At 39.1% G+C, this 20444-nt stretch carries 20 protein-coding genes; 11 read left to right on the top strand and 9 right to left on the bottom strand.

Features of this window, described 5'->3' with window-relative positions:
• Positions 1-144 precede the first annotated feature (144 nt).
• A complete protein-coding gene (lepA, locus tag NYP54_RS04120; protein ID WP_283157283.1) occupies positions 145-1932 on the bottom strand; it encodes a translation elongation factor 4 in 1788 nt (595 codons plus the stop codon).
• A 250-nt stretch (positions 1933-2182) separates the two neighbouring features.
• Between lepA and hfq the strand changes: the two genes are divergently transcribed.
• The 6 genes from hfq (at position 2183) to NYP54_RS04090 (ending at position 8393) form a co-directional block, all read left to right on the top strand.
• Positions 2183-2548, top strand: a complete 366-nt coding sequence (gene hfq, locus NYP54_RS04115; RefSeq protein ID WP_117001937.1) for an RNA chaperone Hfq — start codon at positions 2183-2185, stop codon at positions 2546-2548.
• Between the two features lie 35 nt (positions 2549-2583).
• A complete protein-coding gene (gene hflX / locus NYP54_RS04110) occupies positions 2584-3882 on the top strand; it encodes a ribosome rescue GTPase HflX (RefSeq protein WP_283157282.1) in 1299 nt (432 codons plus the stop codon).
• Positions 3883-3915: 33 nt separating this feature from the next.
• Positions 3916-5064 (top strand): FtsH protease activity modulator HflK, encoded by a 1149-nt coding sequence (gene hflK / locus NYP54_RS04105; RefSeq protein ID WP_283157281.1) that lies wholly within the window; start codon positions 3916-3918, stop codon positions 5062-5064.
• A complete protein-coding gene (hflC, locus tag NYP54_RS04100) occupies positions 5061-5984 on the top strand; it encodes a protease modulator HflC (RefSeq protein ID WP_283157280.1) in 924 nt (307 codons plus the stop codon). Before hflK ends, hflC begins: the two co-directional genes overlap by 4 nt.
• Before the next feature lie 307 nt (positions 5985-6291).
• Positions 6292-7539, top strand: a complete 1248-nt coding sequence (locus NYP54_RS04095) for a hypothetical protein (RefSeq protein WP_283157279.1) — start codon at positions 6292-6294, stop codon at positions 7537-7539.
• A gap of 281 nt (positions 7540-7820) precedes the next feature.
• Entirely contained in the window at positions 7821-8393 is a 573-nt protein-coding gene (locus NYP54_RS04090) for a hypothetical protein (protein WP_283157278.1), read from the top strand.
• Positions 8394-8554: 161 nt separating this feature from the next.
• Here NYP54_RS04090 and rplY read toward each other — a convergent pair whose 3' ends face one another.
• The 6 genes from rplY to dnaQ form a co-directional block, all read right to left on the bottom strand.
• Positions 8555-8845: a 50S ribosomal protein L25 gene (rplY, locus tag NYP54_RS04085; RefSeq protein ID WP_151194192.1), complete on the bottom strand. Its 291-nt coding sequence runs from the start codon at positions 8843-8845 to the stop codon at positions 8555-8557.
• A gap of 118 nt (positions 8846-8963) precedes the next feature.
• The gene (locus NYP54_RS04080; RefSeq protein WP_283157277.1) at positions 8964-9914 is read right to left on the bottom strand and encodes a ribose-phosphate pyrophosphokinase; all 951 of its coding nucleotides are present in this window, start codon (positions 9912-9914) and stop codon (positions 8964-8966) included.
• A gap of 88 nt (positions 9915-10002) precedes the next feature.
• Complete coding sequence (gene cysZ / locus NYP54_RS04075; protein WP_283157276.1) at positions 10003-10761, bottom strand: sulfate transporter CysZ; 759 nt, start codon at positions 10759-10761, stop codon at positions 10003-10005.
• A gap of 2 nt (positions 10762-10763) precedes the next feature.
• Complete coding sequence (locus tag NYP54_RS04070; RefSeq protein WP_283157275.1) at positions 10764-11732, bottom strand: lipoate--protein ligase; 969 nt, start codon at positions 11730-11732, stop codon at positions 10764-10766.
• A 74-nt stretch (positions 11733-11806) separates the two neighbouring features.
• Entirely contained in the window at positions 11807-12967 is a 1161-nt protein-coding gene (locus tag NYP54_RS04065) for an NAD-binding protein (protein WP_283157274.1), read from the bottom strand.
• A 124-nt stretch (positions 12968-13091) separates the two neighbouring features.
• Positions 13092-13823, bottom strand: a complete 732-nt coding sequence (gene dnaQ / locus NYP54_RS04060; RefSeq protein WP_283157516.1) for a DNA polymerase III subunit epsilon — start codon at positions 13821-13823, stop codon at positions 13092-13094.
• A 100-nt stretch (positions 13824-13923) separates the two neighbouring features.
• Between dnaQ and NYP54_RS04055 the strand changes: the two genes are divergently transcribed.
• Positions 13924-14328: a hypothetical protein gene (locus tag NYP54_RS04055; protein ID WP_283157273.1), complete on the top strand. Its 405-nt coding sequence runs from the start codon at positions 13924-13926 to the stop codon at positions 14326-14328.
• Between the two features lie 348 nt (positions 14329-14676).
• Here NYP54_RS04055 and hemW read toward each other — a convergent pair whose 3' ends face one another.
• Together hemW and NYP54_RS04045 are read right to left on the bottom strand one after the other, a co-directional pair.
• The gene (gene hemW, locus NYP54_RS04050; RefSeq protein ID WP_283157272.1) at positions 14677-15819 is read right to left on the bottom strand and encodes a radical SAM family heme chaperone HemW; all 1143 of its coding nucleotides are present in this window, start codon (positions 15817-15819) and stop codon (positions 14677-14679) included.
• A gap of 20 nt (positions 15820-15839) precedes the next feature.
• Positions 15840-16274: a universal stress protein gene (locus NYP54_RS04045; RefSeq protein WP_157968199.1), complete on the bottom strand. Its 435-nt coding sequence runs from the start codon at positions 16272-16274 to the stop codon at positions 15840-15842.
• A 200-nt stretch (positions 16275-16474) separates the two neighbouring features.
• Between NYP54_RS04045 and NYP54_RS04040 the strand changes: the two genes are divergently transcribed.
• The 4 genes from NYP54_RS04040 to NYP54_RS04025 all read left to right on the top strand — a co-directional run bounded on the left by NYP54_RS04040 (position 16475) and on the right by NYP54_RS04025 (position 20389).
• Positions 16475-16798: a YbaB/EbfC family nucleoid-associated protein gene (locus NYP54_RS04040; RefSeq protein ID WP_283157271.1), complete on the top strand. Its 324-nt coding sequence runs from the start codon at positions 16475-16477 to the stop codon at positions 16796-16798.
• A gap of 27 nt (positions 16799-16825) precedes the next feature.
• Positions 16826-17428: a recombination mediator RecR gene (gene recR / locus NYP54_RS04035; protein WP_151194205.1), complete on the top strand. Its 603-nt coding sequence runs from the start codon at positions 16826-16828 to the stop codon at positions 17426-17428.
• 285 nt (positions 17429-17713) lie between these two features.
• Positions 17714-19120 carry an APC family permease gene (locus NYP54_RS04030; RefSeq protein WP_283157270.1) on the top strand — a complete coding sequence of 469 codons (1407 nt, stop codon included), beginning with the start codon at positions 17714-17716 and terminating at the stop codon, positions 19118-19120.
• Between the two features lie 36 nt (positions 19121-19156).
• Positions 19157-20389, top strand: coding sequence for an MFS transporter (locus NYP54_RS04025; RefSeq protein WP_283157269.1), 1233 nt, complete (start codon positions 19157-19159; stop codon positions 20387-20389).
• Positions 20390-20444 lie beyond the last annotated feature (55 nt).

Here is a 20444-nt window from a genome sequence, read left to right as displayed (position 1 = left end):
TCGCAAGCTCGGCACCCCTCTTGCAAAGAGGGGAATATAAAATCAACTTTTGCCCAATTCCCCTCTTTACAAGAGGGGTGGCAGCCGAAGGCTGACGGGGTGTTTATGAAATCATGGATTTTTAAAAGTGCGTAACTCCAGTTGTTAATTCTTTTTAAGTACCGATAAAAACGCTTCTTGTGGCACTTCAACGTTGCCAACTTGTTTCATGCGCTTTTTACCGGCTTTTTGCTTATCAAGAAGCTTTCGCTTACGTGATACATCCCCACCATAACATTTGGCAAGAACGTTTTTACGCATGGCTTTTACAGTACTTCGAGCGATGATAGCGCCACCAATTGCCGCTTGGATAGCAACTTCAAACATCTGTCTTGGGATAAGCTCTTTTAAGCGCTCAACGAGCTCACGTCCTTTGTAAACAGACTGATCTTTGTGAACGATACTGGCAAGAGCGTCGACTTTCTCGCCATTAATAAGAATATCTAAGAGCACCATGTTGGCTGCTTCATAACGCTGTAATTCATAATCAAGTGAGGCGTAGCCACGGCTAACAGATTTTAAACGATCAAAGAAATCAGAAACGACCTCGATCATCGGGATATCATAAACAATAGATACTTGGCGCCCCAAATAATTCATATCGACTTGCGTACCACGCTTTTCAACACAAAGCGTGATAATCGCGCCGACATAATCTTGTGGTACTAAAATAGACGCGCGAACAATCGGCTCACGCACTTCAGCGATGGCGGAAGGCTCTGGTAGTTTTGATGGATTATCAACTTCGATCTCGTCACCGTTTTTAAGGGTTACTTTATAGATAACCGTTGGCGCTGAGGTGATTAGATCAAGATCGTATTCACGCTCCAAGCGCTCTTGAATAATCTCCATATGCAGAAGTCCCAAAAATCCGCAGCGAAAGCCAAAGCCAAGCGCTTGTGAGACTTCCGGTTCAAAGAAAAGAGAAGCGTCATTTAAGCTTAATTTCTCCAATGCTTCACGAAATGCTTCAAAATCATCAGCACTAATTGGAAACATGCCAGCATAGACTTGAGGCTGAACGCGTTTAAATCCAGGAACGGGTTTATCCGTTGGATTTTTAGTCAGTGTTAACGTGTCCCCTACAGGGGCGCCATGAATATCTTTAATGCCTGCAACAATAAAACCAACTTCACCGGCTTTTAGTGTTTGCTGCTTATGCATTTTTGGTGTGAAAACGCCTAGTTGATCCACTTGGTAGCTTTGCCCTGTCGACATCACTTTGATTTTGTCGCCTACTTGTAACTGACCATTGCGAATGCGCACAAGTGATACAACGCCAAGGTAAGGATCAAACCATGAGTCGATAATCAATGCTTGCAAAGGTGCCGTTAAGTCACCAACAGGGGCAGGGATTTTGGCGATAATCGTCTCTAGCACATCTTCAACACCCAAGCCAGTTTTAGCACTACAGGTTGTTGCACCCACGGCTTCGATGCCAATAATGTCTTCAATCTCAGCACACACTCGCTCAGGCTCGGCGGATGGCAGGTCAATTTTATTAAGTACGGGAATGACTTCTAAGTTTTGTTCAATCGCGGTATAGCAATTGGCAACTGTTTGTGCTTCAACACCTTGAGCTGCATCGACAACTAATAACGCACCTTCACAAGCCGCCAGTGAGCGTGATACCTCGTATGAGAAGTCAACATGCCCTGGCGTGTCAATAAAATTCAGCTGATAGGTTTGTCCATCTTTGGCAGTGTAGTTTAAGGTGACACTTTGTGCTTTGATGGTAATGCCACGCTCGCGCTCAATATCCATTGAATCAAGAACTTGCTCTTTCATCTCGCGATCAGTTAACCCCTGACAGACCTGAATAAAGCGATCAGAAAGCGTTGATTTGCCATGATCAATATGCGCAATAATAGAAAAGTTTCGGATGTGTTGCATATGCTTGTGTAGTAGATATTTTATTATGCCGAGCATTATGCCGAAAAAATGATATAAAAGGAATCACCAGTTGCGTGAGGAATCGCTTTAGCTTGATCAAAAACTTTAGTTTGCGCATAAAAATCCCGCTATTGTCCTTTGTTATGGTCAAGGATAGTGATAGAATGCCTGCCAGCAGCTTAAGCTGCGAGGTAAATAACCTTAACTAAAATTATTATAACTATTAAAGAACAATAAAGAGGATATTACTATGTCTAGAATCGCATCTTTGCAAGATCCGTTTTTAAATGCGTTAAGAAAAGAGAAAATTTCTGTATCAATTTACTTGGTAAATGGCATTAAGTTGCAAGGCGTTATCGAAGCGTTTGATCAGTTTTCTATTGTATTGCGCAACAGCGTTAACCAAATGGTTTATAAACATGCGATCTCAACAGTAGTTCCTGCCAAAGCAGTGCGTTTGGTTTATAGCAATTACAATCCAAACCACAGCCAACAAAATCATAACTCAGATCAAGAAGATGATTTTGAATCTATGGATGAAACTTCATTTGAAGAGTCATATGATGATGTAAACAATGCAGATGATCACTACAATCAACAATCTGCACAACAATAGTATTTATCTATAACCTAAATTAAGAGGATCTTTCTTTGGAGATCTTTCAAGAACATGAGGTAGGCGAAAACTGCCTACTCATCGATATCGATTTTTCATCTAAATCTGAATTAAACGCTGAGCTTTCTGAGCTCAATGGACTTGTGCATGCTGCTAATTGGCAGATTGTACAGACTATTACAGCACGTCGCTCGCAGCCTGATCCTAAATATTTTTGTGGCAAAGGCAAGCTTGAAGAGATTAAAGCGATGATTGAAGAACACGAAATTGATCTGGTGGTTTTTAATCACAGTATTACGCCTTCGCAAGAGCGCAATATTGAAAAAGCATTAAATTGCAAAGTCATTGATCGCACGCGTTTGATCTTAGAGATATTTTCACAACGGGCGCAAACGCATGAAGGTAAGCTTCAGGTTGAATTAGCACAGTTAAATTATGCAGCCACGCGCTTGGTGCGCGGTTGGACGCATTTAGAGCGGCAAAAGGGTGGTATTGGGGTGCGCGGTGGACCTGGTGAGACTCAACTTGAGCTAGATCGACGTTTGTTGCGCCAACGTATTGCCCAGATTGAAAAGCGCCTTGAAAAAGTCAAAAAACAACGTGGCTTAAGTCGCGCGTCACGTCAGAAAAATGACGTGCCAACCATTGCTTTTGTTGGTTATACCAATGCTGGTAAATCAACCTTGTTTAATCAACTAAGTGGCGCAAGCGTTTTAGCCAAAGATCAATTGTTTGCAACGCTAGATCCAACGCTGCGCAAAATCGATGTGCCTAAATTAGGTGAGGTTGTATTATCCGATACCGTGGGTTTTATCCGAAATCTACCACATGATTTGGTTGAAGCATTTTGTGCAACGCTTGAAGAGGCGATTGAAGCGGACCTACTAGTGCATGTGATTGACTATGCTGATGAGCATCATCGCGCGTATATCGAGCAAGTGAAATTGGTGCTACAGCAGATTGAGGCGGATGATAAGCCTATTCTTAACGTGTATAACAAAATTGATCGTTTAGATAACTTAGCACCTCATATTGTTTACCATGAAGATCGTCCTGCGGATGTCTATCTCTCGGCGCAAACTGGTAATGGCGTTGAATATTTGTATGAAGCGATTGCTAGGCACTTTAATCAAGAATGGCTCAAAGGTGTATTGACCTTGATGCCGAATGAAGGCAAAGTTCGTGCAGCATTTTATCAGCTAGGTGTGGTTGAAAAAGAGCAGATAATGGATACAGGTGAATATCAATTAACAATACACATTGCAAAAAATGATTTTGATGCGATATGTCGAAATAATAAACTTGAGTTAATAGCAAAATTTAGTCACCATTAGGGGCACTGAAAGAGCAAAACAAAAGTAGTATCTATGGCATTAAAATTTTTGTCACGACATAAGGTATTTAATCAAGGACCACCAGATTTAGAAGAGGCGATCCGTCGATTTCTAGGCAAAGGACGTAAGCAAGATAATAATTCATTGAGCAACAACGGTAATAACGGCAATAATGGCAATAATCACGGTGGTGATCATAATAACAATGGTAACAACAATAATGAACCGCCACGCAAAGATGATAATCAGCGCAAAAGTATCTACTCACGCAGTGCCGATCAAAAGCCATTACCGGTGAAGAAAATCGCGATTGGCGTAGTTGCTGCAGCTGTTATTATTTGGGCTGGCATGGGTATTTATGTCGTGCAACCAGCGCAACAGGCTGCCGTTTTGACCTTTGGTAAGTTCTCAAGTATTGAAGGACCAGGAATGCACTGGCATGCACCTGGTTTTGTCAGTGTTATCAAAAAAGATGTTGAAGTACTAAACACCATTAAGCTTGATAAGCAAATGCTGACTTCTGAAGAGAATATTGTGCATGTGTCATTCTCAGTACAGTATCGTATTGCTAATTTAGAGGATTATTTATTTGCTACCAATAATCCAGAGCTTATCTTGCGTCAAGCGCTTGAGAGTGCGGTGCGTCAAGTGGTTGGTGAGAACAAACTAGAGAAGATTCTAACGACCTCAAGAACGCAAATTACCTTAGAAGTGCAAAAAGAATTAGAGAAGCTTTTAAATAAGTACAAAACGGGCATTTTGGTCAATGAAGTGATCATGCAACCAGCGCAAGCACCTGCTGAAGTTAAAAGTGCTTTTGATGATGTGATTAAGGCACGTGAAGATCGTGAGCGTGTACAAAACGAGGCGCAAAGCTATGCCAACAAGGTTGTACCAGTAGCGAAGGGGCGCGCGCAACGGATTATGGATGAAGCGCGTGCTTATCAGGAAAAAGTGGTGCTTGAAGCACAAGGTAATGTCGCCAACTTCAGTCAGTTATTACCTGTGTATCAGCAAAATCCAAGTATTATTGAGAATCAGCTATATTATCAAACTATGGAAAATATCTTTAAAAACAACAAGCTTTATATCGTTGATGGCGATGGCGCTAAAAATTTATTCTATGGTGATAAATTATCACCGCTGGCAATTTCTTCAACGGTTCAAGGAGGTCAGCGATGAGCAATAAACTAATGGGACTAATCGTTGTTGTCATTGTGGCATTGTTGTTGATGTTCAGCTCAATGTTTCGTGTCAATCAAGGCAATGAAGCCGTGATTTTAAAGCTTGGTGAGTTAAATCAAACCCGTGATGGTCAGGTCAAGGTTTACACGCCAGGATTGCATTTTAAAATTCCACTTATTGAGCAAGTCAAAACCTATGATATGCGCTTACGCACATTAACAGTGGATTCATCGCGCGTGGTGACCAATGAGCAAAAAGATGTGATCATTGATGCCTATTTAGAGTGGAAGATTAATAATATTTCGCAATTCTATCGTAGTGTTTCTGGTAATGATTCACGTGCTGAATTATTATTAAGACAATTCTTAGAGGCGTCATTACGCGCTGAGGTTGGTAAGATTGATATTCAGGGTCTGATTAACAATGAGCGTGATCAATTGATGCAGACATTAACAAAGAGTGTCCAAGATCAAGCGAAGAAGATCGGTATTGATGTTGTTGATGTGCGTATTAAGCAGATTGACCTACCTGAAACAGTGACGGAGTCGATTTATCAGCGTATGCGTTCAGAGCGTCAAAAAGTAGCGTCTTCAATTCGCGCGCAAGGTGAGCAGATGTCAGAATCTATTCGTGCAGATGCTGATGCGACAGTGACGATTACCTTAGCCAAAGCTGATCGCGATGCCAAAGAGATCAAGGCCAAAGCAGATGCAAAAGCGGCTGAAATTTATATAGATGCTTATGGCAAATCAGAGAATTTCTATAATTTCTGGCGTAGTATGCAGGCTTACCAAGCAAGCTTTAGTGGTAAAAAAGATGACGTGTTTATCTTAAAACCAGAAGGCAAGTTTTTTAGTTACTTCAATTCATCTAACTCACCTGTGCCAGTAAAGGCAGGTGTGAGCTCAGTAAAATAATAACTCTTACTCCCAGTGGCTTTAGTAGTTGGGTATCTTTCTTTATAAAAATATCTTATATCACTGCGCTATATTGCTGATTTTTTATCATTCTTTGAGCTTGCAAACTATACAGTAACATTAAAAGTATGGATAATGCTTAACATGTTTTTTTAAGCTACCTTCGACTTTGCTCAGGGTACGATTAGCTATTTAGTTGAGATAAATAAAGCTGCACGGGTGAGTGGAGTCGAAGCGTAACTTATTCTTGATTCATGACTAAGTAAAAAAGAATAATAATAATAAAAATGGGGCGGATGAAAGAGAAATGGGTGTAGAGAAATTAAACTGGGCAGATGCGCGTATCTTAATGCACAAAGCCAATCCAGAGTTTGTAGCATTACTAGATACCGTAGATGGTATTGATAAATATGAGTTTACAAAGTACAGCTATCGCTACGGCGATTTAATTTGTGATGCTGATTATTTCTATGATCCGGATGGCAATATTGTTGCGGATAATATTCCTTTTGGCATGGTTGTTGAAAAATCGATGCAGTTTTTTATGGAGCTGGAAGGATATATTATTCCTGGAGCACTAAGATCTGTTGGTGATATGTCTTATATAACTTATTTTAGTCTTTCAGATCGATCTGCGCTTAATCTGAACTGGAGTGTTTGTTCTGGAGTTAGAGACCCTGTAATAATCCCAACTTATAAGCAAAGGGCAAAATATTTGCAAATGAAAATTGGTCTGGGGGTGGTGGATTCTATAGATTATAGCAGTGACTTTTCTGCTTTAAGAGATATCGCATTAAATATGAATAGCAACTGGCGTTGTGAGTACTTAGGCTTTCCAATTGAGCTTATGGAGTATATGAAGTGCTCACCAAAAACTTGGCATATTAGAGAGTTTTTACTCAGAGAAATTATGAATACGGGTTATGCTAATAACTCGAAAAATTTAATGCAAGATATGATTTTAGATTATATTAAGGTACATAAATCGAATGTGAAAAATTCATTTTACCTAAGCAGTGCTGCTAATCATATTTTTGATAGTGTCTCTGGGCAAGCAATGTTGCATAAATTGGCAACGGGTGAAAATGAGTTGCCGCTATTTGATATACAAAAGGCTTATGAGAGTTTTTATAAGCCTAAGCATCCGCCAATGATATTGGTTCCGTCAAACTTTAGGGAGAGCTCCGCTGAAGAGCACTTTTTTAGTATTCAGCACCATACCGTGATGTATAAGCCAAATCATATTGCTAATATTGTCGAGTTATGTGTGGCAGTTCGTGACTTAATGAGTTTATATACTAAATGCTTAACAGAAATTGAAATAGTGCCCAATAACAGTTTGTTGATGTTTCTTAATAGTACAAGTATCTCCATAATTAGCGATAGAGAAAGCGCGTTCAACGAAACTGCAGGAGTATGCTTATTTGAAAATTTACGTGACATCTCCCCGTCAATTAAAAGACAGTTCGATGTCTTTAAAAACAAGAATAAAGCGTATGAAATTCCATCTCGGTCAAACTTTTTTTCAGGATGTATAATGCTTCAAAAGAATTAAAGCTCAGATAGAAAAAAGCCACTATCTGAATCGCAAAGCAAAGTAGTAAAAATCATCGTAATATCCTTCTTTTATTATTGAACAAAAATAATGCAAAAATGCAATGCACTGTTAATTGTACTGTATATTGAAAAATAATTTGAGCCTGCAAAACTGTAATCTACTCTAAACTCATACTTTTCTGCTTAGTCTAAATAATTAATTTGAAATTAGAGGCATTTACATCCTAAATTATAAACTATACTTATCATATGGAGTATAAAACGGCTAAGGATTAACCAATGAAGTGGCGACTGGTTATAACACATTGTGCGATCGCAGCATTTTTGTCTGGGTGCAGTTTCTTATTGCCATCGAAAAAAGTTGAGCGCAATGATCATTGGCAGACATTTAATAGTATCCAGAGTGTTTATGATGAGGTCTCGCCAAATAAAACGACTTTACCTGAGCTTAATCATATGGGCTTTGATCCTTATGTTGCCAATAACGTCAAGATTGAAAACTATCTGGATATCCGCATTCGGTTTGACCCGTTAAGTACAGGTAAGAACATTCCAGAACCTGTTGGCGAATGTTTGAGCCTATTTAAGCGCTGTCAGGCATATGTTGTGGATGTTGATTATGAATATGAAGATCGTATTGGTAATGCGCTTTTAGATTTAACAGGCTTTCGTCGAGAGATTCTAAAAGAGGGTTGGCGCTTTCAAGCGGTTTTTATTATTCAAGATCAGTTGGTTGTCTATAAGCTTTGGTCGGGTGAGCCAAAACGCAAAGCCTATATTGATGAGATTAGACCACTTGGTCCTTTACAAAGTCTGGATAATTTAATCACAGGACCTGCGATTTCATTTTGATTTTTACAACACCCTGCTTCGCAAGCTCAGCACCCCTCTTGCAAAGAGGGGAATTAGGCAAAGGGCTACTCTATATTCCCCTCTTTGCAAGAGGGGTGTCAGTCGCAGACTGACGGGGTGTTTTGAGAATATGATTTCAGATCGATTAATCTAATTTTGAATTATGCGCGAACAAAGTCAGCGTGAAGAATTTTTGGCTTATATGGGTGACGTTGTAATGCTTTGATCTTAACGCTTTCAGTTTTGCCATTGATATCGATGGTAACAGTTGCTGTGTAGAACGCTTTGTTTTCAGTAGCATGCAAGATCTTGTTGTGATCAAGTGTGATAGACGTTGCTTCAGAACCGTTGCCGTAGATAATTGCAGGAACTTTTCCTGCTTTACGTAGGCGGCGGCTCGCACCTGTACCTGTTTCAGTTTTTAATTCCGCGTGTAGCGTAAATTCTGTCATTTTAATTTCCTTAAAAGGTATATTTAAAGTTAATTTCTATTTTAAAAAACTTTCTTATCATGCGACCCTGATGAGAAAGCTCGTGGATTCTAACAAAAAAGATAAGGAAAGTTAAGACTTAAATCAAATCACAAAACATTAAGCTAATAGATTCTTCATTATTGGTGCGGCGAATCGCTTCTGAAAGCATAGGTGCCAATGATAGTGTTTTGATTTTTTTGCATTTCAGGGCTGCATTATGTAGTGGAATAGAATTGGTAACGACTAGCTCCTCAAGTATTGATCCTTCGATATTTTCAATCGCTTTACCGGATAATACAGGATGCACACAGTAGGCGGAAACCTTCTTCGCCCCATGATCAATAAGTGCTTGTGCAGCTTTACAAAGTGTCCCTGCAGTATCAACGATATCATCAACAATCAAACAATGACGTCCACTAATGTCACCGATGATATTCATCACTTCCGATTCATTGGCCTTTTGACGACGCTTATCAATAATCGCTAAATCAGTGTTTAGTGCTTTTGCCATGGCGCGTGCGCGCACCACACCACCGACATCAGGGGATACGACAATTGGATTTTCTAAGCGGCATGAGCGAATATAGTCTAATAAAATCGGTGTGCCATAGACGTTATCTAAAGGAATATTAAAAAAGCCTTGAATCTGTTCGGCATGAATATCCACTGTTAATAAACGATCAATGCCGGCACCGGTTAACATATCCGCCACAACACGCGCTGAAATCGGTACACGCGATGAGCGTACACGGCGATCTTGGCGAGCATAACCAAAGTAAGGGATTACTGCCGTGATGCGTCCAGCGGATGAGCGACGCAATGCATCGGTTAAGAACATCAACTCCATAATATGATCATTGGTTGGTGGGCAAGTTGATTGCACGATAAAGACGTCACGACCTCTGACGTTATCGATAATCTCAATATGAGATTCGCCATCGCTAAAGGTAGAAACGGTAGCGCGTCCTACTTGTACACCTAAAAAATGAGAGATTTCTTCAGTTAATGCGCTGCTTGCGCGACCACTAAAAAGCATCAGATCTGACATGGAGTTATCCTAAAATTTGATTGCTGAAATTTGCTTAGAGAATATACCCAATTTTGAAAAAATATAAAGGTTTTTTTAAAGAACAATTTTATTCTGCGTGACTTAAACGTGTGTTATGCCAGTGATCAACATACATCTTAGTGGTGCCTGCGATAGCAGCTGGAATAACAAGAATGTTAAAAAATGGGATCATCAAAAAAACCGTGGTAATAAAGCCAAAGCCTAGACTTAGAGACTTTTGTTGCGAGAGTTGTTTTTTCATTTGCGGGAAGCTGATGTCATTATTGTCAAAAGCATAATCCGCGTATTGTACGACGTTGAACCAACATAACAGTGCAAACCACAAAACACTGGTAAATAGATTAACCACCGGAATAAAGTAACACAACAGAATAATCAAAACCCACGGCAGGAAAGAGAGCAGTTTTTTAAATTCACGGGCAATAGATTTGGGGGCGATAAGCATGAGTTTAGCAAATGTAAGCTCACTACCAACTTCTTGCCCTGTTAGCTGTTTTTGTACTTTCTCAGCAAGAAAGCTGTAAAAGGGAGCCGCAATAATAAGCGCGATTGCAGTAAAAAGATAAGCGCTAAATAGCAATAATGCCAAAATGGCGATGAGATAAATCAGCCAACTAAGCCATGTAAGCCAGCTAGGTAAGTGAGTATCTACCCAATTGATGAGTAAAGAGATTTCATGCAGGCTAAACCACCATAGTGCGATAAAGATTATGGTGTTAGTAATAAGAGGAATTATTGTATAGCGTTTGATGCCTTTCTTAAAAATAAGTGTCAATCCGGCAAAAAAATAGCTGATACCACTGTTGTCAGCTTGATGTTGCGTCATGGTTATTCTCCCATTACATCGGCAGTATTTTGATAAAGGTGAGTCAATAGTGCCTGTTCTTGTGCTGTAAAATCCAGTGATTCTTTACTTGTAAGATCGAAGCTTTGTTTGCTATAGACTGGGTTTCTACTCTGGAAGTAAGTCTTAAGATGATGATATTCATCGCTATCGGTCTCAAATGCTATGATCTGACCATTCTTAATCTCAAGCGTGATGTCATTATCTTCAAGGATAAAACTGCGGCTAAAGGGTAGCGTTTTGCCAAAGCGCCATTGCCAAGTGCGCAAGGTACTTTCTTCATCGGTGACTTGCTTGTTTTCCATATGTTCAGGGATATAGGTAATATGATGATTAAACTGATTTAAAAAACAATCGCGAATCTTTGCGGCACTAATCTTGGGATTAATTGCTGCCAAATTGATAACGCTTGAGCGTTTGGAGTGGACACCCTTAGTCGTTAATGACTCGTCAATATTGTGATGTAAGTAGTGATATAGCTTGCTAGTATCGGCATTAATTAGCAATGTCCCATGATGAAAGGATTTATCTTTTGTCTCACGAAAGGCGCTGCCTGATATTTTATAATCAATACTCTCATGTGTTACCAAGATATCATTGCGCTCAGAAGCATGCGCATGAATGCCGCAGCTTTTAAGTGTATTTACAATCAACGCAAGATTTGCCTTTTTATCATAATCTTGAGATTTTGCCATGATCGTATAGTTTAGATTCCCCAGATCATGATAGACCGTGCCACCACCACTTTGACGGCGGACAATGGGGATGTTGTCATGGTTCAAAGCATCGATGTTACACTCGCGCCATGGGTTTTGCGCGCGCCCAATAATCACAGAAGGCGCGTTTTGCCAAAGGTATAAAATAGGCTCATCGGTTAACATCTCACGAAAAAGCCAGTTCTCAACGGCAAGGTTATAAAAAGGATCGTGGCTTGTAGCAATATAAACGTTCATATGGGTAATTTGTGTGATTTATTAAGCTTTTATAAGGTGGCAGTATATCATTTGCATATCGATCGTAAACCATTTTAATGTGTGCTATCAAGCATCGCATTGGCTGCCATCACCAATGGCGAGATAACTTCGGCAGCCCCTAAGGATTTTGCTTTATTGATATTATTTTTTTGATTGATGCGAATGGTTATTTTGGCGGCCTTTGATGGTTTATGATCATTTAGAAACTCATTAATGCTCAATAAAGTAATGATGTTATCAGCATCTTTCTCGTAGGCGATGATAACCGCATGCGCATCAACAATACTTGCTTTATCGAGGATATCAGGGTCATTAGCGTTGCCATGCAATGTTAACGATTTAAGCTCGGTACTATCAGCAGTTTCACTGTGTTCGCTATCGATAATCAGAAAGCTTTTATTTTGCTGTTGTAACTCACTGATAATAATGTGTGTTAAATCATTTAAACCGCAAATAATCACATGATCTTTCATATGCTTTTTCCCTTTGTTGAATGTTTGAAATAGATTTTGCAAGCGATCGATAAAGGCACTAACAATAAAGGTTAAAACAGCGGCAAAGGCACCTAGCCCGATAAAAATCATCGACACAACAAAAAGTCGTGCTTCATCGGTAATGGGGGTGATGTCGCCATAACCAACCGTACTATAAGTTACGACGGTAAAGTAGATGGCATCTGGCCAGTCTTTGATGCTGTTGAATTGATCGCGAAGCAGATAAGCGCCAACTACGCCGTATAGAAATGCCAAAATAAATGACAAAATAACAATAAACTGCGCATAACTGAGCTTGATCGTTTGCGAACGCACATTAAATACTTTCCAACTAATGGCAAGACCTATAATCTCGACAAAATAAAACCATGTTAAAAAGCCTGAGCGATAATAAACAAAAATATTGGTCAAAAAAAGCGTAATGAGCATTAATAATGCAAGTATCCAGAAAAAACGCAAGCGCCGATAAATCCCGCGACCAATGAGCAACATTAAGTAACCAATAAAGCAAGAGATAACTGTATTAAATTCTTTGAAGCCTTGTCCGGCGATAATATGGTTAACTAATTGCACGCCTTCATCATGAATAGCTGCTTCAATAAATGGAAATACACCGATTAAAATGGCAAAGACGCCATTTAAAAATAATAAAATAGCCAAGAAGAGCGGGATGTTAAAATGCATAAGCTTTTCTTTTAAAAGGTGCACAAGCCTTGGCATAAGCTATCCTTAGTGTTGAGTATTGCTAAATAAATATTTCTTATAAACATAGCCAACATTAGACTAAAGTTCAATATGAAACATGCTGAAGGTAGATAATGATGAATAAATAGTTGCACCAGTGCTATAAACGTCGCCATAAGGTTTGGTCTTTTGATTTTTTATCTAGCAGTTTTAGATAATCATCATGTGCGTCACATTGAGGTTTAAGGGCTAGCAGATCAACCAAGTTAAGCGCTTGATTTGTCGATGTTGATGTATGTCCTTTGGTTAAATTGTCTGTGTTGTTATTATCTTCAGCAGCGGGTGTCATAAGACTAAATAAATCAAGCTGTCCACCGGTCATCATCAGGTAAACATCGGCAAGAATCTCAGCATCCAATAACGCGCCATGCAGTGTGCGATGCTTGTTATTGACGCCATAGCGTGAACACAATGCGTCAAGTGAGTTTTTCTGTCCGGGATGTTTTTCACGTGCCATGATTAGGCTGTCGATGATATGACAATGCTGCTCAAGCGCTCCCCACTTGTTAGGGGATAATAATTGCAATTCCCAATTTAAAAAAGGTACGTCAAATCCGGCATTATGAATAATCAGTTCAGACTGACCAAGGTATGCCATGATATCATCAATCTTGTCACTAAAAAGAGGCTTGTCAGCCAAAAAATCATTACTTAAACCATGGACTTGCAAAGCACCTGCTTCAACTTCAATATCTGGCTTGAAGTAAAAGTGTAAGTTGTTACCAGTTAATTTGCGATCGATCATTTCAACAGCGCCAAACTCAATGATGCGATGACCGGATTTAAAGTCAAAGCCTGTGGTTTCAGTATCTAAGAATATTTGTCGCATGATTTTTATATGGTAGTCAAAAGTATGGCAATTAGTATAGCGGACTTAAACTGACTTTGACATAATAGCCTGCGTTATTTTAACCAAAATAAAGGACAGGAAGATGAAGAAAGTTTTACTCACTATGGGTTTGTTGTTATCAGTCAATGCAGCATTAGCATGCTCAAGCAAGGAGCAAGTCAATATACTGTTTACCTCGCAGCAAGGCGATAATGTATCACATAAAGGCTATGCCGGATTGGGTAAAGCATTATTTGCCAATCAAATGATTTCTAGTGAGTTGCATGCTTATAATGTCACCATTAATCATAAAATCGGCGAGATTGTTTTGGATATTGAAACGCAAAAAACACCGATTCAAAAAATGCTAAAAGAAATCAAGCCCTTATTGAAAGAGCACGGATTTAAAGTCTTACGTGTTTCTTTTGAAACACCGATTGAGCGTGCTAACGCAGTAAAACCCATGTCGGCAAAACAGCCTGTAACAAGCGATATCACTGCCAAGTAATAATTAAAAAATTAGTGCATATTGAAAGTAAGTCAAACAATTGAAAAAACTTGAGCACATTTTAAATTAGGGGGCTACACAATTTAAAATCCTCAGATTATCCCTGCTGTTATATTCCTTGTTGATACTCAAATGGGGGTCGAGTTACCAGCTACTTTTGCTATCACTTTACATGGGGTAATGTTGAGATAACAAAGCATAATCTGAGGAGTGCTTAGATCATAATAAATAATTATAACCATGTCTAGTGCGGCAACATTAAATTTTAATAAAAATTTCTAAGTGTCTGTTAAATGCTTAGATTCTTGTTGTGTATTTATTATGAAAGGTATCTTGAGATCATAAGCCCTATGGCAAAAAGATATGCAAAAGATCATTTAAGAAACGCTGCCCTAGCTCGGTGGGTATAAAATATTCTGATTCCCTTGTTAGTAATTTACGAGTGATTGCTTTATTAAGTTGCGCAGCAATAGCATCAATATTAAGCCCTGTAGTCTGCTCAAATTGTCTAATTGAAAAGCCATGTTGTAAACGCAGTGCGTTTAACATAAATTCATAAGGGCGCTCGTCAGTGGCAATATCACTAGAACCGTAAGGAAACTGTAACTCCTGCATATAAAGCTTGGGGTTTTTGCGTTTCCAATGGCGCCTGATAATGCCAGTTTCAGGTAAAGTAATCTTGCCATGGGCGCCGGCACCAATTCCAATATAATCACCAAACTGCCAATAGTTTAGGTTATGTCTTGCTTGATATTTAGGATCTTTACAATAAGCTGAAGTTTCATATTGTGTAAATCCAGCGGATTTAATCAATGCTTTGCCTTGTTGCTCGATGGTGAATAATAAATCCTCATCGGGAAGTTTTGGTGGCTTGACGGCAAAGGCGGTGTTGGGCTCTAAAGTTAATTGATACCAAGATAAATGCGTTGGGTTTAATGCCAGTGCTTCGCGCAAATCAAACAGTGCATCATCAACACTTTGATCAGGTAAGCCGTGCATTAAGTCGATATTGAAATTATCAAATCCCGCATGAGTTAATTCATTAACGGCGTTATAGACATTTTGCGCATTATGAATACGACCAAGTATCTTTAGTTTATCATTTTGTAGACTTTGCACACCAAGTGAGACGCGATTAATTCCCATAGTTTTATAGTCACTGAACTTACCGTGTTCAATAGTGCCAGGATTCGCCTCAATAGTGATTTCAGCATGATCAGCAATAAGCTTGTGCTTAAATAAATACTCAAAAAGTTGTGATAGCTCATTACTTGGAAATAACGAGGGTGTGCCACCTCCTAAAAAGATGCTATCAAATTGGCGAGCTTGTAAATCGTGTGCGTGACTTTGTAAATCCAATAACAAAGTGTCTAAGTAAGCTTTGGCTGGAATATCGCCCTTTAAATGATGTGAGTTAAAGTCACAATAAGGGCATTTTTTAACACACCAAGGAAAATGAATATAAAGGCTTAAAGGAGGAAGTTTTAGCATAAAAAAGAAAGAGGGGAAAATTATTTTGGCTGACCGATACGAATAACAAGTACATCACAATGCGCGCGTTGTAATACACCATTGGCTGTTGAGCCAATGAATCGCTCAACACCATAGCGACCATGGCTACCGATAACAACGATATCACAATTAAGCTCTTCCGCGAGTTTAACGATTTTACGTTTAGGTGAACCGTGTAATAGATGAAAGTCTGCTTCAAGATCGATTTGTGCTTCAAGTGCTTTCAAATGCTTGAGGTTTTCTTCTTCTAGGTAATCTTCTAAGTCAGAAATCGAAGGTACACCAGATGCCATATAATAAGGAATGTGTGGTAAAACATTAACAACACTTAGTTTGGCATTATTACGTTTGGCTAAGGCCACGGCTTGTTCAATCACAGGTTTGTTGTCAGCATGTAGGTCAGTTGCCAGTAAAATATGTTTGTAATTCTTCATCCTAAGTCTCCAATGCAGTGTTTTAACGATTCTAACGATGATCATTCTAAAAAACTTCTTCTGTAAAAGATAGTCAAAGCACCATCAAAAATAATAACAAGCAACAAATAGCAGTTGAAATCTTAGGGGTAAAAACTTAAGCTAGCGGCTGATAATTTTTTAATAATCGAAATAACGAAAATATAAGGATAATCACACCAATGAGTATGAATATGAGTAAGCTCATGCAGCAAGCACAGAAAATGCAAGATCAAATGAAGAAGATGCAAAAAGAGCAAGAAAAGCTCGAAGTCACTGGTGAATCTGGTGCCGGTCTTGTTAAAGTTACCATGACAGGTAAGCATGATGTCAAGCGTGTTGAAATTGATCCAAGTTTATTGTCAGAAGATAAAGAAATACTTGAAGACCTTTTAGCTGCAGCGGTTAATGATGCAGTTCGTCGTGTTGAAGAGAATAATAAAAGTTCAATGTCAGACATGACGCAAGGTTTGAATTTACCCCCTGGCTTTAAATTCCCGTTTTAATTGTTCAGATACTCATTCTAAGTAACTATGCAAAAACTATTCTCACCCAAAATCGAAGGCTTGATCGAGTCACTTAAAGTGTTGCCTGGTGTTGGTAAGAAAACCGCCCAACGTATGGCGATTCAGCTGTTGGATAAAAAACAACAAGCAGCACATGAGCTAGCTCAGGCGATTGAAAATGCGCTTGATGCGATAAAACATTGTCAGCAATGCAATATGCTATGCGAGGATGATTTATGCCACATCTGCAGTAGTGTCAGGCGTGATAACGCACAGTTGTGTATCGTTGAAAATATGCTTGATATGATGGCAATTGAATCAGCAGGTGTTTATGGCGGCAAGTATTTTATTTTGCATGGCAGGATATCACCATTAGATGGTATTGGTCCTAATGAGCTTAAATTACCCAAACTTAAATCACTGGTGGCAAGTCTTAAAGTCAATGAAATTGTGATGGCGTTAAGTCCATCTGTTGAGGGTGAGACAACCGCGCACTTTATTTCAGACATGTTAAAAGAGCATGCCTGTACCATCTCGCGTATTGGCTTTGGTGTGCCATTTGGTGGCGAGCTTGAGTATCTTGATCAACAGACATTAACACATGCCTTTAAAGCACGGGTTAATTTTTAATTCACTGGAGTTACGGACTTTTTTCTATTTCAACACCCCGCCTCGTAAGCTCGGCACCCCTCTTGCAAAGAGGGGAATGTACATCAACCTTTGCCTAATTCCCCTCTTTGCAAGAGGGGTGGCAGCCGTAGGCTGACGGGGTGTTTTAAAATCATAGTTTTTCTAAAACACGTAACTTCAATTATTAATTCACACATTTGCGTAACGCCAGTAAAATAAAGCGCTATTCAATTGCGTTTGTTGTCGTTATAATTTTGGCGTTTTAGATAAAATTATAGTGAAAATATGCAGATTTCATCTTCAAAATCGCTGACGCTGTTGCGTTTGGTGATGATTAATATTATTGCCGTTGATAGTTTACGTAATATATCGATTACCGCACAAGCTGGTTGGGTTGTGGTTAGTTTCTATATTTTAGCTGCGATTGTGTTTTTAATTCCTTGCGCATTATTAACGGCAGAGATGGCAACGGGCTACTCCAAAAACGGTGGCATCTACCTGTGGACGAAAGAGGCCTTTGGTGCCAAGACCGGCTTTGTCATCTTATGGCTGCAATGGGTTTATAACCTTGTATGGTTTCCTTCAATATGTGGTTTTTTTGCAGGGATTATTGCCTATATTATTGCGCCATGGTTTGGTTTAAATCCTAATGAGCTTGTCATGAGTCCGTGGTATATGATCAGTATGAGCTTATTCATGTTTTGGTTAGCAACGATTATTAATTTATTTGGGATCAAAACCTCTAGTACCCTAAGTGTCATCGGGGCAATCGTTGGTACATTAATGCCGATGTTGTTAATTATAGGTTTGGCATTATTCTGGGTTATGGCAGGGCAACCTATCTTAAAACCGCAAACCGTTTCAGATGTATTGCCAAGCTTTGCCAATATCGGCAGCTGGGGATTATTCTTGACAGTGATGTTTAGCTTATTTGGTTTAGAGATGAGCTCTATTCATGCCGGAAATGTAAAAAATCCCAAGAAGAATTTCCCTAAAGCACTATTGATTTCCAGTATTGTTATTCTATTGTCACTGATATTATCCAATATCGCGATCTTTACGGTGAATAGTAGCACGGGTGGGCAGGTTGATATTGTCACTGGACTTATGGCATCGTTTAATTATTTCTTTACACAATTTAATATGCCGTGGATGTCAGATGTTATTGCATTGACCTTGGTGCTTGGTGCGTTTACCACCGTGGCTGCTTGGATTATGGGCTTATCGCGCGCGTTTACGGTAGCTGCTGAAGATGGTCTTATTAGTAAAAGATTGGCGCAAACCAATAAATATGAAGCACCGAGTAAAGTACTTATGTTACAAGGCATTATCTTTTCCTTGTTTTGTTTGAGCTATGTGTTGATGCCAAGTGTTAATTCAGCGTATTGGTTTTTAAGTGCATTAACCGCACAACTTGCGGTGCTAGCCTATATTGGCATGTTTGCTGCAGCGATTAAATTACGTCGCCAAAATCAACCAAAACCTGGACAATATGTCATTTTCGGGGGTGTCAAGGGCACTGTCTCAATGGCTGTTTTAGGCTTTGTCGGCTGTGTTATTGCGATTAGTGTTGGCTTTATTCCAACCTCAGATGTCACGATGTCAGCAGTAAACTTTGATTTACTATTGCTCACTGGGATTATCATAGCATTAGTGATCCCTTATGTTATCACGCGGAATTATCAAGCTTAAAAAGCCATTAAGGTATTATTGTAAAGGACTATAAAAATGAAAAAATCGATTGTTGCTCTATTATTAGTTGTATTTATTGATGCGGCTGGAATTGGGATATTATTTCCCATTTTGAGTGATATTATCATGTCTCCTCAGTCTCACTTTCTAGCGGTTGAAACATCGATAGCGCAGCGTGAGTTTCTCTATGGCATGACAATTGCTATTTTTTTCTTTTGTTGGTTTATTGGCGCAACTTATTTATCAAAAACCTCAGATCAAATAGGACGCAAACGTGCACTGCTTATTTGTTTGTGTGGGATTTTTATAGGCTACGGATTAACTGCATTAGCGATTGCCTTTAACAGTTTAACGTTATTGATTTTAGGGCGTGTGTTCGGAGGTATCACTGCAGGCAGCCAGCCCGTTGCTCAAGCGGCAATTATTGATATTAGTAGCAAAGAAGAACGCACTAAAAATCTAGGTCTTATTATGTTTGCATTTGCTTTGGGTATGGTTGCCGGTCCGATTATTGGTGGTGTATTGTCAGATGCGTTTTTAGTATCGTGGTTTAACCATCAGTTGCCATTTTATTTGGTATTAGTCTTGGTACTGGTGAATATTTTCCTTCTTATTAGCTGTTATCAAGAGCAACCACCACAAAAAAATGAAGCATATCACTTCAATGTGACAGAGCTGATTACTCAGTTTGGCGGCGTTTTTAAAAATAAAAATGTGCTTAAACTGTCGATCATATTCTTTATGATGCAAATAGCATTTAATACGTTTTATGTGTTTTTGCCAGTGTATCTTTATCGCCAATATCAATATGGTGTGCTTATGAATAGTACAGTGATGCTCGTATTAGGCTTAGCAATGGCAATAAGCTCAATTGTGTTGGTGCCGTTATTAGCAAAACGATTGTCACAAAAACAAAATGTGATGATGGGATTAATTGTGATGGCATTATCACTTTCTTTGATGTTATGTGATATTACCCATTATGGCGCTTTTATCTTTGGAGGTGTTTTAATGCTGTGCTTTGGGGTGGCATATACCAATATGTTGGGGCTTTTCTCACATGCAGTATCCGAGAAAGAACAAGGCTGGGTTATGGGAATTACGGTATCACTATTCACATCGGGTGCGGCAATTACGTCATTATTTAGTGGGAAATTATTAGATATAGCGCTTAAGCTACCTTTTATTTTGGTCGTCATTGTTTTTGTGATGAGTGTTGTCATGCTTAAAATCTTAACAATTGAAACTTATATAAACAAAGACTCATAAGGGCTTCGACTGATGCTTAGCCCACGGCGTTAAACGTTCCTTGAGCGAAGTCGAG

The organism is Cysteiniphilum sp. QT6929 (assembly GCF_030035755.1).
In the GTDB taxonomy this organism is placed as follows: domain Bacteria; phylum Pseudomonadota; class Gammaproteobacteria; order Francisellales; family Francisellaceae; genus Caedibacter; species Caedibacter litoralis.
The sequence above is the reverse complement of the archived record's forward strand: the minus strand, read 5'-3'. Positions and strand labels throughout refer to the sequence as shown.

Coding starts and splice junctions, on each gene's coding strand:
- NYP54_RS04095 (WP_283157279.1), top strand. CDS start 6,292: ATGGGTGTAGAGAAATTAAACTGGGCAGATGCGCGTATCTTAATGCAC.
- lepA (WP_283157283.1), bottom strand. CDS start 1,932: ATGCAACACATCCGAAACTTTTCTATTATTGCGCATATTGATCATGGC.
- hflC (WP_283157280.1), top strand. CDS start 5,061: ATGAGCAATAAACTAATGGGACTAATCGTTGTTGTCATTGTGGCATTG.
- NYP54_RS04025 (WP_283157269.1), top strand. CDS start 19,157: ATGAAAAAATCGATTGTTGCTCTATTATTAGTTGTATTTATTGATGCG.
- NYP54_RS04090 (WP_283157278.1), top strand. CDS start 7,821: ATGAAGTGGCGACTGGTTATAACACATTGTGCGATCGCAGCATTTTTG.
- NYP54_RS04030 (WP_283157270.1), top strand. CDS start 17,714: ATGCAGATTTCATCTTCAAAATCGCTGACGCTGTTGCGTTTGGTGATG.
- NYP54_RS04055 (WP_283157273.1), top strand. CDS start 13,924: ATGAAGAAAGTTTTACTCACTATGGGTTTGTTGTTATCAGTCAATGCA.
- recR (WP_151194205.1), top strand. CDS start 16,826: ATGCAAAAACTATTCTCACCCAAAATCGAAGGCTTGATCGAGTCACTT.
- NYP54_RS04065 (WP_283157274.1), bottom strand. CDS start 12,967: ATGCCAAGGCTTGTGCACCTTTTAAAAGAAAAGCTTATGCATTTTAAC.
- NYP54_RS04070 (WP_283157275.1), bottom strand. CDS start 11,732: ATGAACGTTTATATTGCTACAAGCCACGATCCTTTTTATAACCTTGCC.
- rplY (WP_151194192.1), bottom strand. CDS start 8,845: ATGACAGAATTTACGCTACACGCGGAATTAAAAACTGAAACAGGTACA.
- NYP54_RS04040 (WP_283157271.1), top strand. CDS start 16,475: ATGAGTATGAATATGAGTAAGCTCATGCAGCAAGCACAGAAAATGCAA.
- NYP54_RS04045 (WP_157968199.1), bottom strand. CDS start 16,274: ATGAAGAATTACAAACATATTTTACTGGCAACTGACCTACATGCTGAC.
- hemW (WP_283157272.1), bottom strand. CDS start 15,819: ATGCTAAAACTTCCTCCTTTAAGCCTTTATATTCATTTTCCTTGGTGT.
- NYP54_RS04080 (WP_283157277.1), bottom strand. CDS start 9,914: ATGTCAGATCTGATGCTTTTTAGTGGTCGCGCAAGCAGCGCATTAACT.
- hfq (WP_117001937.1), top strand. CDS start 2,183: ATGTCTAGAATCGCATCTTTGCAAGATCCGTTTTTAAATGCGTTAAGA.
- hflK (WP_283157281.1), top strand. CDS start 3,916: ATGGCATTAAAATTTTTGTCACGACATAAGGTATTTAATCAAGGACCA.
- cysZ (WP_283157276.1), bottom strand. CDS start 10,761: ATGACGCAACATCAAGCTGACAACAGTGGTATCAGCTATTTTTTTGCC.